Below are 17,740 nucleotides of genomic sequence, written 5' to 3'. Positions count from 1 at the left end.
GCTCCTGCGGCACATCCATGTGACGCTTGGGCTCCGCCATCCATGGCTCCGCACAGTTTTGGAAAGGGACATCCCCCTCCCCACCGAAATTGCGGAGTTACCTGCAGGCGAATTCTTTGTCTGGGCACGGAGGGGCGTTTCCCGGAGAGAGAAACGTCCCTCCGTGCTTGCACCTCATTCAGCCTATCTCCTTCGCTGGAAATGGACATCTAAACAAGGTGGTTGCATCCACTATTGTTGTCTATAGTGATTCAGTGCGAGGGAACCCGGCGGTAAAACAGGGTGTGACCGCAAAATCATACTTTTGACTGATCAAAGCGCCCGAGGGCGTTAGCTATAGTGCCAGCATCACGAGCACTGTGCATGAAGCCTCCAAACATCGTGAACACCAATAATCAGAGCAGCGACTCAGAACAACAATGGAGTAGCCTTCCAATGACAAGAAAAACTCAACAATGGCATCAGTGGGCCAAATTGCCGCTGGCCGTGGCAGTTGCAGCCGGTATGTCCGGGCAGGCAGCTGCCTATTCTTTTTACATGGGGGACGTGGAAGCCCAGTTCAACACCACGCTGTCATACGGCGCTACCTGGCGAACCCAGGAACGTGACCGGCGCCTGATCGCCCAGGGTAACCTCGGGCCCGAATTTGCGAACACCACAGTTGGTGCTTCCACCAACAACTACGACGACGGCAACCTCAACTTCGAAAAGGGCGATGTGGTCTCTCATGTTGCTAAGGGCAACAGTGAGTTGTTCCTGAACTACAACGTGATGGGCGACTATCTGGATCGTGTTGGCGCACTGGTCCGGGGCCGTTACTGGTACGACTTCGAACTGAAGGACGGTGATCGCGCCGTTGATGACGTTGGTCAGCAGCGTGAGCTCAACGATGAAGCCAAGGACAACGCCTCAGGCGGCGAGTTCCTGGATGCCTACGTCTTCTCCGACTGGTTTTTCGGCAATGTGCCGGTCAGTCTTCGCTACGGCAAGCAGGTGGTGAGCTGGGGTGAGAGTACCTTTATTCAGGGCGGCATTAACGTCATTAACCCGGTTGACGTGCCGGCCTTCCGCGCGCCGGGTTCTGAGCTGAAAGACGCGCTGCTGCCGGTGGAGATGTTCTACATGTCCGCCGGTGTAACAGAGAACGTGACCGTTGAAACCTTTGTCCAGGCCGACTGGGAACCGGTTCGTCCCGACGATTGCGGCACCTTTTTCTCCACCAACGACTTTGCTCCCGATGGCTGCGGCCCGGTTCTGTTGGCCGGTCAGTTACCGGATTCCCAGGCACTCGCCCAGGGCTTCATTGCTCCGCGTCTGGGTGACAAGGAAGCAGATTCCAAAGACCAGTTCGGCGTGGCATTGCGCTGGTACGTTCCCGCGCTGAATGACTCGGAACTTGGTTTCTACTACATCAAGTACAACAGCCGGCTGCCATACGTCAGCGGTACCGTGCGTGATGATCGCGAAGGCGAGCGTTTCCCGTCCTACTTCATTGAGTACCCGGAAAACATCAACCTCTACGGTATCAGTATCAACACCACCACGCCGGGCGGCTGGTCGCTGGGTGCGGAATACTCCTTCCGTGACAACATGCCGATCCAGTGGAACGCGTTTGAACTGATCTACGGCGGCCTCCAGCAGGTGAACCCGGAAACCGGCGAGCCGGCCAGTTTGCTGCAGGTTCAGCGTGAAGCTGAAGCTGGTGGCGCTGATCTCCGAGGGCAGGAAGTGGATGGTTATGACCGCTTCAACGTTTCCCAGGCACAGTTCACCCTGATCAAGTTCTTTGACCAGGTTATGGGTGCAAGCCGGTTGTCGCTGATTACCGAATTCGGTGCAACCTACGTTCACGATCTACCGGACCAGGATGAAGCCCGTTACGGCCGTTCAGGTACCTTTGGTATCGGTGAGTTGCCGGGCGGCGCCTGTGATGGCAGCGGCGCCACTGGAGCCGCGCTGAACATCAATGCCAGCTACTGCACCAACGACGGTTTCGTGACGGATTTCTCCTGGGGTTATCGTACCCGTCTTGTCTGGAGCTACCCGAACGCGATTGCGGGGATCAACCTGTCACCGAAGCTGGCCTGGAGTCATGATGTCCAGGGTTACGGTCCGCAACCAGGTGGCGCATTTAATGAAGGCCAGAAGGCCATTGGTGTCTCTCTGGAAGGCGTATATCAGAACAAAATCACCGGTGAAATCGGTTATACGAACTTTTTCGGCGGTAAACCGTATAACGAGTTAACCGATCGTGATTTTGTCAGCGCGAGTGTGTCTTACTCCTTCTGAATCGGTGCGAATTCGTTTAACGAGGTAATCTAAATGAAACTGAACAAGAAACTACTGGCCTCCGGCGTATTGGCAGCATCCATGTTTGCCGGCAATGCCTTCGGTGCGGTATCCGCCGAAGAAGCCGCCAAGCTGGGTGACAGCTTAACGCCCATCGGCGCCGAGAAAGCCGGCAACGGGGATGAAATTCCGGCCTGGGACGGCGGCCTCAAGGAAGCGCCGGCCGGCTACAACGATGACGGCATCTACGTGAATCCGTTCCCGGACGACGAGGTGCTGTTTACCATTGATCAGAGCAATGTCGATCAGTACTCCGACAACCTGTCCCCGGGGCAGGTGGCGATGATCAAAAAGTACGATGACTACAAGATTCCGGTCTATCAGACGCGTCGTACCGCCACTTACCCTCAGTCAGTGATGGATGAAACCGTCAAGAATGCGACCGACGCTGAGCTGATCAAGGACGGAAACGGCATTGCGAACTACCAGGATGCGACGCCGTTCCCGATTCCGAACAACGGTGTTGAAGCTATCTGGAACCACATCACCCGCTATCGTGGTGGCTCTGTTCAGCGTAACGTGGGTCAGGTTACGCCAACCGAAAATGGTGATTTCAGTGTGGTCAAATTCCAGGACGAGCTGACCTGGCGTGCCTACCTGAAGGACTATGAGCCGGATCAGGATCCCAACGTCCTGTTCTACTTCAAGCAGGCTATTACCGCACCGGCCCGTCTCGCGGGTAACGTTCTTCTGGTCCATGAGACCCTGGATCAGGTTAAAGAGCCACGCCGTGCCTGGGTGTACAACGCCGGTCAGCGCCGCGTTCGTCGCGCGCCCCAGGTGGCCTATGATGGTCCGGGTACTGCCTCGGACGGCATGCGTACCTCGGACAACTTCGATATGTTCAACGGCGCGCCAGACCGCTACAACTGGGAGCTGGTGGGCAAGAAGGAAATGTACATCCCGTACAACTCCTACAAGCTGGTTGACCGTGATTTGAGCTACGACGAAATCATCAAGGCCGGGCATATCAATCAGGACCTGACCCGCTATGAGCTCCACCGTGTGTGGCACGTTCGTGCGACCCTGAAAGAAGGTGAGCGTCACATCTACGCCCAGCGGGATTTCTACCTGGACGAAGACTCCTGGCAGGCCAGTGTGATTGACCACTACGACGGCCGTGGCGAACTGTGGCGTGTTGCTGAAGCCCATGCCATGCAGTTCTACGACCAGCAGGTTCCCTGGTACGCGATTGAAGTGCTGTATGACCTGCTGTCCGGTCGTTATCTGGCCCTTGGTCTGACCAATGAGGAAAACGACCCCTACACCTTCGGTGTGGAGCGCAGCTCCCGTGAGTACACTCCGGCAGCCCTGCGTCGGGCCGGCGTACGATAACGCACGCGTCTATCCGTACGACAAAAACGGCGGGCTTTCGGGCCCGCCGTTTTTTTATGTCCGGACTTCTTTTTTGCGAAAATGTTGAAATTTCGCCGCCATTTTACACACTGCTACGTCAAAGTTTTGCAGCCCGCCCGGCATTTGGTTTAACCTCTCTTTCATACTAAAGGCGTACCCGATGATGGTACCCAGATACATTGTGCAAACATTGCATATTCCGGACGCACGCCAGTGCAACTCGCGGTTGCCCGTGAGCCGGACTTGAGCGGGGCGAAGTGTGAAACCATTTGATGATGGCAGTGCCGCCAATGATGAGTTCCAGTCGGTTTCGTCTGGCGCGCATCGGGGCGAGCTGGTCAGAGATCTTTTGCAACAACGGGTCCGTATTCCGTCACCACCTTCCGGTGATCTGAAGCGACCTGCATTAACCGGGCGAATCCAGTCGTCACTGGAGCCCGGGCGTGTGCTCTATCTGGAAGCGCCGTGTGGATACGGTAAATCCCACGCTTTGCTGTCGGCTCTGCATGAATCAGGCCGGCCGCAGGAAGCCATCAAATGGATATCCCTCACCGCGCAGGATAATGACCCCGACCGGCTGATGATGTTTCTGGGTCTTGCGCTCAACCTGCAGGCGACCCAGGACAGCACCCTGGCCCACGCCACTGCTAATCACAGTGAGGCCCTGTCATTGCTCCTGGCCCAGGACTACTGGCAACGGCCTGAGCGCAAGGCCGTGCTGGTGCTGGATAACCTGGCCTCCGCCACCCACCCGATGCTGATTGAGTTGCTGGAGCAGCTGATTACCGAGCTGCCCAACGGCCTGGCCCTGGCCCTGGTTTCCCGCAAACCTCTGCCGTTTGAAACCCACAAATCGGAACTGGAAGGGCGCTTTACACGAATTGGTCCTGAAACGCTGGAATTGACCCGGCAGGAAACCTTTGAGTTCTATGCCTCGGCGCAGGCTAATAGCCAGCTCACCACCGTCGCGATTGACCACCTGTACTCCCTGACGGAAGGCTGGATTACCCCACTGGCGTTGTATCAGCGGGAGCTGGCCGCATTGGCAGAATCCCGGTTGCCGATCCAGGAAACCGTCAGCGTGGAACGTTTCCTGCGGGATTCCGTGCTGGCCCGCCTGACTCCGCCCCAGCAGCGGGCCCTGCGAATCATGGCCGAAATGGACATTGTCTCCGACGACCTGTTTGGCAGCCTGAGGGATCAGGCCTGTGACACCGGGTTTCGGCCGTCCGTGGCGGCGGAGGCCGGGCTGCCCCTGCGCCCGCTCCCCGGACGGGGGCGATGGTTCCGCCTTAATCCACTTTTTCACGAGTGGCTGAGAAGTTCCGCTCTTGATGGCGCAAAGGATCGCGCGTTGGCGGCCAGTCGCTGGTTCTGTCAGCATCACCAGCTTCCGGAAGCCCTGCGATACGCGTTGCTGTCGGAAAACGCAGATGAAGCCGTCAGGATCGCCTCCGAGGGGTCCGAGGCGCTGCTGATCGGCCAGGATACCGCCTCACTGTTGCGTTTGCGCCGCTCACTGCCGCTCGGTCTGCTGGAACACAGCGCACGGCTGCAGTTGGTGTACAGTTGGGTTCACGCTATTGGTGGCCAGTTCTCCCAGGCCAGGGCCCTGTTGGATGGCCTTCCGGATGCCGAGCGCGAGGCGCTGGCCGGCCGGATTGATGCCCTGGAAGCCTTCATCCTGAGAGGCGAGGGTTATGTTGAACAAGCCCTGGAGGTTGCCGATCGGGCCCTGGAAGCCGAGAAGCTGTCCACCCAGGGCCAGCTGGTGACTCAGATGGTCCGTTCCAGCGCTTTTTGCGCAGCTGGGCGATTCGCGGATGCCAGAGAAGCCAACCGGGCAACCGCCAGGCTTGCCCGTGAAGCCGGGGATTCCGGATCGGAAGCTCTGGCGGTTTATACCCATGCCCGCATTGAACTGGGCAAGGGAGCGCTGAAACACGCCGAGCAGTTGCTACGGACCGGTCTTGATACCGCCATGAACGAAACCGCACGCCCGACGCGGGTTGGCGAAACCCGGCTACAACTGAACCTGGTGCTGGTGTTGTGGCATCAGGGCCGGCAGGCGGAGGCCGATCGGCTGCTGGTGACCTGTAGTCGCCACGCCGAGCAGACCCGGGATTTGGGGCTGTTGCTGGCTATGGCCTTGCGGGTATTGATTTGCCGTACCCAGGGCCGGCTGGAAGATGCCTTCGTGTGGATTGGACGCGCCGAGCGGACCATGCATGCCTGGGAGGTGGACGAGTCCGTTTTCGTGCCGGTGCTGGAGGCTCTGAAAGCGAGCTGCTGGCTGGCGTCCGGCAACATTGAAAGCGCCGCTCAGGCCATGGAGCGCCTGCAACCCTACCGGGACACCGGGTGTGTGCCGGAGTTGATTCCGATGATGCCGGGCTTGCTGGATTCGCTGCAGGTGAGGATTGAGCTGGCCAGGGGAGACGACGTCAAGGCGGCGGATACCCTGCGCTCCATTCGCCTGGACAATGGTCGGGTGATGCCGTTTGCCGTGGATTTGCACCTTATATTGTTGGAAAGCCTGCTGGCGTTCCGCGAGAAGGGCGTGGCGGCTGCCCAGAAACTGTTGACCCGGGCGGTCAATATCGCGGCGCCGGAGCACTTTATCAGCCCCTTTGCCGAACTTTACACCGAGATGGGCGAACTAATGGAGAAGGCCTATCCGCACCTGCCGGAAGGGGAATTTACCCGGTCACTGGGACAGCTTTTCGGGCTGTCGGTGGCCAAGGTGAACGCTGTGCCACTGGCGGAGCCCATCAGCGAAAGGGAGCAGGGAGTGCTGGAGCTGATCGCCAACGGCCTGTCCAATCAGGAAATTGCCGACCGGTTGCACATTTCCCTGCACACCGTAAAAACCCACGCCCGTCGCATCAACGCCAAGCTCGAAGTCAGATCCCGCACCCAGGCCATCGTCCGCGCGCGGGAGCTTGGTTTACTGTAGATGCATCGGTGTCGGGTTACGCTTTCGCTAACCCGACCTACGTGGGGCAAGGGTTACGCTTCGCTAACCTGACCTACTTCTTTGCTGGGGTGCGGCGCAGGGGCTTTGAGGGCTTCTATGCGGGCGTCTTTCTCCGCCCAGATCTCGCTGATCCACCTCTGGAAGTCCACTCGGGATTCACGGCTCCCCTCGTAGTCCATGCCCAGGAAACGCTCAGGAATCTCACGAACGCGAATGTCGATGATAAGCCGGCGCGTGCGGCCGCAGAGGAAATCCCAGAATCCGGAGCGACCATCGGGATAGACAATGCTGACGTCCAGCATGGTATGAATCATCTCCCCCATGGCGCTTAGCACAAAGGCCGTGCCGCCCGCCCGGGGCTTCAGCAAATGCTTGTAGGGGGACTTCTGGGCCGCGTGCTTGGCCGGAGTCAGGCGTGTGCCTTCCATGAAATTGAAAATGGTCACCGGCGTGTAGCGGAACTTCTCGCAGGCTGCCTGGGTGGCGGCGATGTCCTTGCCTTTCAGCTCCGGGCGTTTGGAGATCTGTTCCTTGGTATGGCGATGCATGAACGGGAAATCCAGCGCCCACCAGGCGACGCCCAGCAGCGGTACCCAGATCAGCTCTTTCTTGAGGAAGAACTTCAGCAGGGGAATACGGCTGTTCAGCACATACTGAATGGCCGGGATATCAGCCCAGCTCTGGTGATTGCAGGTCACGAAATACCAGTGTTCCCGGCTCAGGTTGTCCGCTCCCCGCACATCCCATTCAATCCGGTGGAGCAGATCCAGGAAGCGGTTATTGAACCCGATCCAGATAAACGCAATGTTGTTCAGCGCCACGGTGCAAAACTTTCGCACCGGAGTCAGCGGAATAATGAGCTTGACCAGTGAGAAGACCATCAGCACCGGATATAGAATCAGGGTGTTGAGCAATATCAGCAGGGCCGCCAGGGTACCCTTGAGCGGCGCAGGCAAAAAATCGAGCATCAGTGGATGTCCCCGGAATCGTCATTGTCTCCGGCGTTGGGCAGGAGAACACGTTCTTTGCTGGCAGAAGCCAGGGTTTGTAGCTTTTTGGTATTGCTGCCATCGACCGTAGCGGTGAAAGCCTTGTCGAAATACGCAAGGTTGTTGTACCGGATCATGCTACGAATCTCTTTTACATAATCCTCGCCCCGTTCTGAATAGCCAATCAGGCCGGCGGCCAGTGCTATCCCCGAAGCCAGCTTTCCGTTATCGCGCGCGGTCTGCCGCACGTCACGCAAAGCCTGGTAGGTAGGGTGACGGTTCAGATTCTGGATATACCCCCGGATGGACCGATAGGGGGAGGCAAACCGGGCCACTTCGTGGGTGGCGCCTTCCACGCGTCCCCGGGGCACCAGGCCACAGCCTTTCGAGAAACACCACTGGCCGAACAGGTTGTTGCCCTTGGTGGCAAAGCGCGAGGTGCCCCAGGCTGACTCGTTGGCCGCCTGTGCCAGGATGAGGGAAGGGGAGATAACGTCCAGGCGTTGGCGCAACTGCTTGAATAGCTCCGGGCTGGTCGGCTCTTCCTCAACCCGCAGGCGCTTCGCCTGGCCGGTCAGCCAGCTGCGTTCGGATTTGCTCAGTTCGTCTTTTTGCGCCAGGGCATCCAGGTAATCCCGTTCGATCAGGATGCGTGAATTGGCCAGCACAATCCGCGGATAGAGAAACGAGAAAAACGCGGCTTTGCGTTCCGTGGTATCGCGGTAACTGGAGAAATCCGGCAGCTCATCGCCTGCCCAGGCGGGGAGTGGGGGCAAGGAAGACAAAACGAGATCCGATCCGCTGCCGTCACCAAACAAGCCGTCGGGATCCGGTGTGTGGATACTGCCCCAGAATGCGAAAACCACCAACGGGAAAACCAGCGAAATAGCCCGGATACCTACAGACATAAAACCTCTCGTTACAATCGATATGACTTGAATTATAACAGGTTATACGTGTCTGTATCCTGGCCGGGTTACCCATGTCGGGTTAGCGTCAGCGTAATCCGACAATCACTCCGGCAGTCGCGTTGCAATCAACAGCCCCAGGCGCTGCTCGCCGCCTTCGGTGTTTTGCAATTGCAGAAAAATCTGATTCTGGTCCGCCGTCACGAAGCCGGTGAGGGTCAGATCCCCCGCCACGAAAGCCACCTCACCGTTGGCGCCCTGGGAGTAAGCCAGAGACAACTCGCCGCCGTCGAGAGGCGCAGGCCCGGAGATGCTCTCCGCATCCACCGAATGCACGATATCAAGGGTGCGTCTGTCCAGCGTCGCCTGAGTGGCTGAGTCGAGGGTCAGCACGGCGTTGTCGAAATGTCGCAGGCGGTTCTCACCATTCGCCAGGCCCATGGCAAAACCCTGCAGGCGGTATCGGCCGCTCTGGGGAAGCGTGGTGGTCTGCTCGGCGGCGAGGAGCAGGCCGTCACCGGTGTTGGCGTTGTCCAGGTTGAACGCCAGCAGGGAGCCGTCAGGAGTGCTGGCGCCAATGCCCAGATCCGGCGTGGCAAATTGCCCGGACGGATTGCTGATGTCCAGATTGAGGCGGCCAATCTCCCGGTCACCCACACTGAGTCGCGAGGGGCGGGAACTGATCGTCCAGCTGGCGTCCCGGTTGCCCGCCACAGGCCCGGTGACAGCGCCGGAACCGCCGTCCCGACCGATGGAGGTGGTGGCCATCACCTGGGCGATATCTTCCCCGCTGATGGTCCAGTCACCCACCCCGGACTCAATGGCCAGCGGCTCGGCGCCATCCGCGAACCGGGTTGCCAGGAAGACCACGTTGTACTGGCGGCCGTTGAGCACACTCAGGCTGAAACCTTCCTCCCGCAACAGATTCATTTCCAGTACGGACAGGTAGTGGTCTTCCTGCACTGACTTGCGTTGCAAGGTGTCTGCGGTCGCCTCCAGTTCGATGGCCTTGCCGGCGCTGAAATATCCGGCCAGCATGCGATCAGGCGCTTCGCTGGCCTCTTCTGTGGTGCTGACAAAACCATCCAGGAAATAGGGGTTGCGTGTCCAGCCGAGGATTTGGGAGCTGCCACGGCCTGTCACACTCTGGTAAAGCGCCCGTCCGGCAAGCAGCCGGGTGTCTTCGAGCAGCGTGGCGGCGCCCGGCGAGGAAGCGTGGGTATTGAGATCCCAGTGGTCCGTCCCCCGGGGATAAAACTCGTTGCCTGCTTGATGGATCAGGGCTTCGCGATCATAGGGCACATCCGACGCCAGGGAGGTAACACGAATATTGAACGCATCAAAGCTGGTCAGGGTCAGGGCCGGGTAGACGTAGCCGGTGCCGCCGTTGCTGTCGGTCACGCTCTCTTCCTGGGCGGTGCGTACCCCCCATTGCCCGGAACCGGCCAGGCTGGTTTCGCGGAAGGTCTGCCCCAGTTCGATCCCGAGGAACACGGTGTTGTAGTCAGCGGAGCTGGCGCTGATCTTGCCGGAGGATTCTTCGTCCAGCAGCGCGTAGCGGGCCATCTCTTCCACATAACGGGCGAAGTCACCGCGGTTGTCGAGGTGATCAAGCGCGCCTCCAAGATCGGCCTGATCGGGAATGTCGATCTCGAAATCGTGAACCTGATCCGCCAGGGTGGACCACACATACTTGTTCAGACACAGTTCACCGGAGGCATCGTTGACACAGTCCATGATCTGACTGAACTGGCCCGGGGAATAACCACTGATGGTGTTGCTGACCAGGTATTCAGAGAAGGGATTGACCTTTACATCGCGGTCCGCATCCGCCGCCAGGGCGCGCATCCGGATGTTGCCATAGGTTGCTTCGATCACCACATCCGGCCCCAGGGGCAGGCCATTGCTGAAGGCGATGACTTCCCGGCCACTGTCTTCAGTCCGACGGGTGACGTCAACAGAGCCGAGGTTGCGCAGGCTCTGGTCGGTGCGGTAGACGTCGACCCGGTCCGGGGCCACGATCCGCAGGTTGCGGCGCGTCAGTTCCCCATCCGGCGCCAGCGCCGCCGGCACCTCGAGTGTGACCCGGACCTCGTTGGCCTCCAGACCGGTCGAGTTGTTGGAATCACCGGTGCTGCCCGGGTTGAAGTCATTCTGGGGGTTCTTCGACGGAGGAAAGCTGTTACCCCGGGAGCCCGCCTCATCAACGGCGCTGTCGCCGCCGCAACCGGCCACTACAACGGCCACCGCCAGTGACAGGCAGGGGAGCAGGCGTGGTTTGCCGGAACGGGGAAAGAATGCAGGTAAACGTGTGCTGAGTGACATGCCTGGGACAATCCATTATCGGAACATGAGCCGGCAGTCTAGCAAGAGCGGTGAACGCAAAGAGTGAGGCAGGGCACGAAACGAAAACGGGCGCCTCGAAGGGCGCCCGCTATCAGACTCAGGTGCCTGGCAGGATCAGAAGAAGATCTTCATGCCGGCCATCACGCCCTCGTCCAGGTTGATGTCGCCGCGCAGGGGCGAATCCAGGTCGGTGTTCAGGTAGCGATAGCCGGCGAACACCTCGGCGTTACGGATAACCCGGTAGCTGCCGCGCAGCTCAAAGCTGGTCATGTCCTCGGAATCACCAAAAGACAGGATGCTCGGCGCGTAGTGCAGGCCGCCAGTCACCGACAGGCCCGGTACTTCGGGGATGTTGACCGTGGCAAAGCCGCCAAGGCCGACCGCGCCGCCGTCGACGTGGTCGTCATCCCAGCCGATGGCACGCAGGCCGATACCCGCGGTGGTCGGCAGGTTGCCCAGAGCCGTCTGGCCCTGGGCGTGGAAATCCACGTTACCGATGTGGCGACTACCTTCGTGGTAGGTGTAACCGGTGCCCAGCTGCAGATCGGACGTGTTGCCGAAGAAGTTCACCTGGCCCTTGACGGAATCGTTGGTCAGGCTCAGGTCCAGATCAGCTGCCAGAGCAGGAGCCGCGGCCAGTGACAGAGCAAGAACGGAAATACGGGTTGCTTTCATTCTTCTACCTTTCATGGGTCAATGAACGGAGTCCGGCGCCGGAATCAGCCGGCGCCGACGATTGTTCAGATGAGCGCATGGTAACGGGACGCCGTGGGCTGCTCAACTTAAAACGGGGTAAGGGCCTGTTAATACGGGATTATGGACCAGCAACCCGGCGTCAGTGCCGGGTATTCTCGTCCAACTGGTCCAGGTCCTCGGGCGATACATTCTGTGCCGGAACCCGGTATTCCTCATTGGCCCAGGCGCCAAGGTCAATCAGCTTGCAGCGTTCACAGCAGAAGGGGCGAAATGGATTGCTCTCGCTCCATTCGACGGATTTCTTGCAGTTGGGGCATTCTACTTTCATCATTTTAGAGCGAAACCTACGGTGTCTTAAGCCGGTGAATCAGGAGGGCGCGGATGCCTTACAGTATTGTTCCAGTACTGCACGCAACATTTCAATATTGACAGGCTTGGCAACAAAGGAATCCATCCCGGCTTCGCGGCACCGTTCTTCGTCCTTTTCCATGGCACTGGCGGTCAGGGCGACCACCGGCACCCGGTCGCGGCCGTTGTCGATTTCCCACTGGCGCAGACGCCGGGTGGCCTCAAACCCGTCCACGCGGGGCATGATGCAGTCCATGAACACCAGGTCAAACGGGTGCCATTGCCAGAGTGTGGCGGCAACCTCGCCGTCATTTGCGGTCATCACATCGCAGCCCAGCTTTTCCAGCAGGCGCCGGGTCAGGGTACGGTTGACGGGGTTGTCCTCTACCAGCAGCACTTTCATGCGACTGCAGGGCAATTCCTTGCGGCGGGATGTGTCACTGACCGTCTGGAGCGAGAACCGGGTAAGGAAGCGACGCTCGCCCGCGGCACGGTCGGCAAACAGCTGGTGCAGAATCGCCGTCAGGCAGGATTCCCGCAGGGACTTGCTGAGAAACGCATCGGCCCCGGCCTGCCGGAAATGCTCGGCATCCCCCCGCTGCGGGTTGGAAGACAGCAACAACAGGCGGATGTCGCTCCACTGCGGGTTGCTGCGAATCTGCCGGCACAGCAGATCACTGTCCATATCCGGCACAAAGCCGTCCAGCACAATGGCGTCATAGGGCTGCTGATTGTCCGCAGCGAGACGGACTGAGGTCAGGGCCTCGCCCGCCGACTTCACCGCTTCAATGTGCAGCTCATGGCGAGACAGCATCTCCAGGGTAATCTTGCGGGACAGCTCGTAGGAATCCACCACCAGAATCCGCCGGCCCTGAATCATCCGGGTGTCTGGGCGAATGCGGGTCGAGCTTTCTGGCGCTACCGGCAGTGACAGTTCCGCCCAGAAGGTGGTGCCTTCCCCGGGTCGGCTTTCCACTTCCAGGGTGCCGTCCATCAGCCGGACCAACTGGCGGCAAATGGTCAGGCCCAGGCCGGCCCCGGGAAGCTGGCGCTGGAAACTCTGGCCCAGCTGGACATAGGGTTCGTACACCAGCGGGATGTCCTCGGGGTTGATACCGACCCCGGTATCTTCCACGGCCAGCCGCAGGCGCACCATATTGTCCTTGCGACCAAGCACTTCCACGCTGATCAGCACATGGCCGGAATCGGTGAACTTGATACCGTTGGAAGTCAGGTTCAGCAGAATCTGCCGTACCCGGACCGGGTCGCCGCGCAGCGCCCAGGGCAGGTTTTCGTCCACCCTCAGTTCCAGTGCAAGACCTTTCTCGCGGGCGCGGGTGCCAAGCATGTGTACCAGGTCGTTCAGGGTTTCCCGCATATCAAATGGCAAATCCTCCAGCACCAGCTTGCCGGCTTCCATGCTGGAGATATCGAGCAGGTCATTGATGATCGACGACAGGCTTTCGGAAGCGCTCAGCAGGGTCTGGACGTATTCCTGCTGTTCCTGGTCCAGCGGTGTGTCGGTCAGCAGGTTGGCGTAGCCCAGTACCGACTGCAGCGGAATGCGCAATTCATGGCTGACATTCGCCAGGAACTGGTTTTTGGCGTGATTGGCGCGAACGGCCTCATCCCTTTCCCCCTGGGATTGCAGGGTGGTCTGTCTCAGTGAGCGGGTGTCTTCCAGCAACTGCAGCCGCATCTTGTTCAGCGCCTGCTCAACCTCACTGAGTTCATCCGGATTTTTGGGGGGCTTGCGTCGCAGGTGCAGGGGTTCGATCAGGGCGTCCAGGTTCAGGCGCGTGGCGTAGTCCGCCATGGTTTCCAGATGGCGGGACAACATCATCCTGACGATCAGCAACAGCCCCAGGGTGCCCAGCAGCACAATCAGCGACTGGAACCCGAGGGTAACCAGTGCCCGGTCCACCAGTTCGTTGTGTACCTGCTCCGCAGACGAGGTAATGGTCAGCGTGCCCATGTTCTGGGTGCCGCGGAATGATGAGCGATTGAAAATCAGCGGGAAGGACTGGGAGATCACCCGGCCTTCGGGGTAGGTGCCGGTGCTGAATTCCTCGCCGCTGGCGGTGACCACGCGGGCGTGCTGAATCACCGGCATCGCGCGCATGTCATCCAGGCTGTTGGCAACCTCGCTGAAATTCATCAGCCAGATATTATTGCTCATACTGCCCGAAATCAGCTCGGCTGCCTTTTCCTGGGTGCTGCGCAGTTCATCGGTACGGCGTTCATACTCACCGATCATCTGCAGGCCGGTGGCAGCGAGAGACAGTACCAGGCTGAACAGCAGCACATATACCAGCAGCCTCGCCGCCAGTGGCCGTACACCTATTCGTTTGAATAACCGGATCAAGGGCAAGACACGTATTCCCTGTGACTAATGAACTGGCGATTCCTTCTTGTAAAACGTTATAAACCGGAAACCGCCTTCAACTGATGCGAGTTTAACAGACCGTCAGCACTTCGACACGTTCCCCGGAATGATCATGGATAAACCGGAAACGCACATTCAGATCATACAGGTGAGCGCCGTAAATCCGGTCCTCCTCACGCCCGCGGCGAAACGATGGCCGGGGGTCGTAACTCACCACATCCTCAATCAGACGCCGCAGGTCGCGATAGGGTTCCATGGGCAAGGCCGACAGTTGCGTGTCCGCTTCCTCCAGGAACACCACCGGCAGTCGCTCCGTGGGTGGCGAATCCGCCCAGCCCAGGGTGGCGTCGGGTATCGAGTCTGCAAAGGGAAGGTAAGGTTTGATGTCCAGAATCGGCGTGCCCTCAATCAGGTCATGATCGCTGATTTGCAGGATCAGCCGGCCGTTTTCCCGTCGCAACCCTTCGTTGCGCACGACCGACAGCCCCAGGCTGTTGGGGCGGAACGGCGAGCGGCTGGCGAATACGCCCATCTTACGGTTTCCCCCAAGGCGGGGAGGGCGCACCACCGGCCGCCATTCTTCCCGCACCGCCTCATGGAACTGGAAGGTCAGCCAAAGGTGGCTGGCGGTTTCCAGGCCCCGGAACGCGTCTTCCCGGTCGAAGGGCGGGGCAATCACCAGATCGGCGTGGGCGTGGCGAGTCAGCCCCGGCTGGCGGGGCACTCCGAACTTGTCCCGGAAACAGGAGCGAGCGTGGGCGATGGGCGTTAACGTCAATGCGTCTTCAGGTGTGTAGGTCATGATCGGTCAATGGTACCCGAGAAATACAGTTCGATCCGCAACACCAGGGAACCCCGGTCCTTGAAGCTCTCATCCCGGGGGAACTCCATCGCGGGAATAATTTCGCCATACAGCCAATCGCTGTGCAGCCGGTAGCGGTAGGTCAGGTCCGCAAAAATAGAGGTTTGCCGCCAGTTTGGCTGGCTTTCGCCCAGTATGCCGAGGCGTGGACTGATTGTGGCGCGGTTGTTCAGACGTTTGTGGAAGTTAAAGGTTTGTGCCATCTCGAACTTACGCTTCACATGCACCCATTCCATCTCACTGGCGGACAGGAATTTCCAGCCGTTGCCCAGACTCCGTCCGGCCCCGAACGAGCTCCGTGCACCCCAGCCGTCCTGGTGGAAATAGTACAGCCGCTGTTCCACTTTCAGGCCCCAGTCGTCATCCAGACGCCAGCGCTTGTCGGCTGTCACCCGCCAGAACGCATCCGTGGGGAAGCGCAGGCGTACACCCACATCGTTACTCAGGTTGATCGCATCGCCGACTTCCGACAGGTAACGCAGGGCGCCGGTCGCCTCGGTGTCCGAGCGCTCTTCCTCGGTCAACTGGCGGTTGCGCCGCCGCTCCGCGAGGGGAATCAGCTCGTCGCTTTCACTCTCGATAACCAGCCGCAGTTTCTCCTCCACGGTGGGAATATCCAGGCGGAACCGCGCTTCCGGGTCCAACTGGGCGGGATCCCCGTATTCTGACTCGGTCGCAAAGCCCAGCCGCAGGTAGCTCTGGTTGTTGGGCATGCCGGCGGCAGCGCCGGAAAACGTGCGGTCCGCCCACTCGCCCAACGCCTGTACGCGGGAACCCTGGGTGCGCTCCTGGCGCAATACCCAGTTGCTGAAATGCAGCCAATAGGAATCCCTGGACTCCAGCCAGTAGTCATCGGGGGAAAAATCATAGAAATCCGGTGGCAGCGATTCGGGGGAGAGCACATCGCGAACGGCTGGTTCCCGGATAATGAAAACAGGGTCAGCGGCATGGGCCGCCGTAGCCGCCAACAGTACACCACAGAGCAATGCCGGCGCCGCCAGACGGTTATTACCCAAAGGCCACCATAAACTTCTTGTGCAGCTCACTGACCTGGCGTTCCACGTCACTCAACATCGTATTATTATCGACCACTTCATCGGCTTTTTGCAGGCGCTTCTCGCGGGGTATCTGGGCGGCAATGATACGCTCAACCTGCGCCTGATCATTGTCATCACGGGCCATGGTGCGGGCCAGCTGGATCTCCACCGGCACATCCACCACCACCACTTTTTCCGCCAACTGGTGCTGGTCGGTCTCCAGCAGAAGCGGAGACACCAGCAATACATAGGGCAGGGCATTGTCCGCCGGTTGAAGCTGGCGCATCAGCTCCTCACGGATTACCGGGTGCAGCAACCCCTCAAGCCAGGCCCGCTCATCCGGGTTCTCAAACACAATCGTCCGCAACCGGGCCCGGTCCAGCGAACCGTCCGCCTGCAGAATCTCTGCACCAAAATGCTCGGCAATCCGGGCCAGCGCAGGCGTGCCCGGCTCCACCACCTCACGGGCCACATCATCCGCATCCACCCAATGCACCCCCAGCGCCCCAAACATCCGCGCCACGGTAGATTTGCCAGAGCCAATGCCCCCGGTTAACCCGATAACTGCCATCAGCCCCCCAAAAACCCAAACCACCAACTCTGAATCTCGGAGCCGAACCACAAACAAAGCAACCCGGCTGCCGCCAGATACGGCCCAAACGGAATCGGCACCTCACGCCCCTGCTTGCGGAATACAATCAAACAAATTCCCACAACGGCCCCAACCACGGACGACAACAAAATCACCGCCGGCAACAACTGCCAGCCCAGCCAGGCCCCCAGGGCAGCCAGCAACTTGAAATCCCCATGGCCCATGCCTTCCTTGCCAGTCACCAGCTTGAACAGCCAATAAACCGACCACAGCGACAAGTAACCCGCCACAGCACCCCAGAATGCACTATGAAAATCCGTCAGTACACCAAAGTAATTGAGTACCAACCCCAACCACATCAGCGGAAGGGTCATGCTGTCCGGCAGCAGCTGTGTGTCAAAATCGATCATCGTCAGCGCGACCAGTGTCCACACCAGCAGCAGCGCCCACAGCGAGGATTCCGTCGGCCCGAGGGTGGCAACAGTCACCACCGAGAAAATCGCCGTCAGCGCCTCGATGATCGGGTAACGGGGAGAAATCCGCGCCTTGCAGGAAGAACACTTACCGCCCAACACCAGGTAACTGACCACCGGGATATTCTCCCAGGCGCGGATTTTGTGATCGCAGGCTGGGCAGGTGGACGCAGGGGAGGCCAGAGTAATAGGCGTTTCAGGCTTGCGCTGCCCTTCCGGCAGCTCCAGGAATTCCTCACACTGGCAACGCCAGTCCTGATGCATCATCTTCGGCAGGCGAAGAATTACCACATTCAGGAAACTGCCAATACACAGGGAAAACAGAACAACCGACAAATAAAGCAGCCACGGCGTGGCCAGCAGGGAATCAAGAATTTGCATGAAATATCCGAAAAGCAGGAGCGGAAAGAAACGTAGGTCG

The 17,740-nt window shown here is 59.4% G+C and carries 13 protein-coding genes; 3 read left to right on the top strand and 10 right to left on the bottom strand.

From position 1 onward, the window contains the following. The first annotated feature begins 435 nt into the window (after positions 1-435). The 3 genes from ACJO3M_RS01330 to ACJO3M_RS01320 all read left to right on the top strand — a co-directional run bounded on the left by ACJO3M_RS01330 (position 436) and on the right by ACJO3M_RS01320 (position 6,661). On the top strand, positions 436-2,289 hold the full coding sequence (locus ACJO3M_RS01330; protein ID WP_406999007.1) for a DUF1302 domain-containing protein: 1,854 nt from the start codon (positions 436-438) through the stop codon (positions 2,287-2,289). A 33-nt stretch (positions 2,290-2,322) separates the two neighbouring features. Next, positions 2,323-3,684 carry a DUF1329 domain-containing protein gene (locus ACJO3M_RS01325; RefSeq protein ID WP_406999005.1) on the top strand — a complete coding sequence of 454 codons (1,362 nt, stop codon included), beginning with the start codon at positions 2,323-2,325 and terminating at the stop codon, positions 3,682-3,684. 280 nt (positions 3,685-3,964) lie between these two features. Beyond that, the gene (locus ACJO3M_RS01320) at positions 3,965-6,661 is read left to right on the top strand and encodes a helix-turn-helix transcriptional regulator (protein WP_406999003.1); all 2,697 of its coding nucleotides are present in this window, start codon (positions 3,965-3,967) and stop codon (positions 6,659-6,661) included. 53 nt (positions 6,662-6,714) lie between these two features. Here ACJO3M_RS01320 and yihG read toward each other — a convergent pair whose 3' ends face one another. The 10 genes from yihG to ACJO3M_RS01270 form a co-directional block, all read right to left on the bottom strand. Then, positions 6,715-7,650 (bottom strand): 1-acylglycerol-3-phosphate O-acyltransferase, YihG family, encoded by a 936-nt coding sequence (yihG, locus tag ACJO3M_RS01315; RefSeq protein WP_406999001.1) that lies wholly within the window; start codon positions 7,648-7,650, stop codon positions 6,715-6,717. After that, complete coding sequence (locus ACJO3M_RS01310) at positions 7,650-8,579, bottom strand: glucosaminidase domain-containing protein (RefSeq protein ID WP_406998999.1); 930 nt, start codon at positions 8,577-8,579, stop codon at positions 7,650-7,652. Before ACJO3M_RS01310 ends, yihG begins: the two co-directional genes overlap by 1 nt. A 105-nt stretch (positions 8,580-8,684) precedes the next feature. After that, positions 8,685-10,904, bottom strand: coding sequence for a hypothetical protein (locus ACJO3M_RS01305; RefSeq protein ID WP_406998997.1), 2,220 nt, complete (start codon positions 10,902-10,904; stop codon positions 8,685-8,687). Positions 10,905-11,039: 135 nt separating this feature from the next. Next, positions 11,040-11,600 carry a YfaZ family outer membrane protein gene (locus ACJO3M_RS01300; RefSeq protein ID WP_406998995.1) on the bottom strand — a complete coding sequence of 187 codons (561 nt, stop codon included), beginning with the start codon at positions 11,598-11,600 and terminating at the stop codon, positions 11,040-11,042. A 160-nt stretch (positions 11,601-11,760) separates the two neighbouring features. Beyond that, the gene (yacG, locus tag ACJO3M_RS01295) at positions 11,761-11,949 is read right to left on the bottom strand and encodes a DNA gyrase inhibitor YacG (RefSeq protein WP_406988449.1); all 189 of its coding nucleotides are present in this window, start codon (positions 11,947-11,949) and stop codon (positions 11,761-11,763) included. A gap of 39 nt (positions 11,950-11,988) precedes the next feature. Beyond that, complete coding sequence (locus ACJO3M_RS01290) at positions 11,989-14,340, bottom strand: hybrid sensor histidine kinase/response regulator (RefSeq protein ID WP_406998993.1); 2,352 nt, start codon at positions 14,338-14,340, stop codon at positions 11,989-11,991. Between the two features lie 85 nt (positions 14,341-14,425). Further along, positions 14,426-15,157 (bottom strand): tRNA (N6-threonylcarbamoyladenosine(37)-N6)-methyltransferase TrmO, encoded by a 732-nt coding sequence (gene tsaA / locus ACJO3M_RS01285; RefSeq protein WP_406998991.1) that lies wholly within the window; start codon positions 15,155-15,157, stop codon positions 14,426-14,428. Beyond that, positions 15,154-16,233 (bottom strand): hypothetical protein, encoded by a 1,080-nt coding sequence (locus ACJO3M_RS01280; RefSeq protein ID WP_406998989.1) that lies wholly within the window; start codon positions 16,231-16,233, stop codon positions 15,154-15,156. The genes tsaA and ACJO3M_RS01280 overlap by 4 nt, the downstream gene beginning before the upstream one ends. Further along, a complete protein-coding gene (gene coaE, locus ACJO3M_RS01275) occupies positions 16,226-16,825 on the bottom strand; it encodes a dephospho-CoA kinase (RefSeq protein ID WP_406998988.1) in 600 nt (199 codons plus the stop codon). The genes ACJO3M_RS01280 and coaE overlap by 8 nt, the downstream gene beginning before the upstream one ends. Further along, entirely contained in the window at positions 16,825-17,700 is an 876-nt protein-coding gene (locus tag ACJO3M_RS01270; protein ID WP_406998986.1) for a prepilin peptidase, read from the bottom strand. Before ACJO3M_RS01270 ends, coaE begins: the two co-directional genes overlap by 1 nt. Positions 17,701-17,740: the final 40 nt, after the last annotated feature.

The organism is Marinobacter alkalisoli (genome assembly GCF_045449795.1).
Taxonomy (GTDB): domain Bacteria; phylum Pseudomonadota; class Gammaproteobacteria; order Pseudomonadales; family Oleiphilaceae; genus Marinobacter.
The sequence above is the reverse complement of the archived record's forward strand: the minus strand, read 5'-3'. Positions and strand labels throughout refer to the sequence as shown.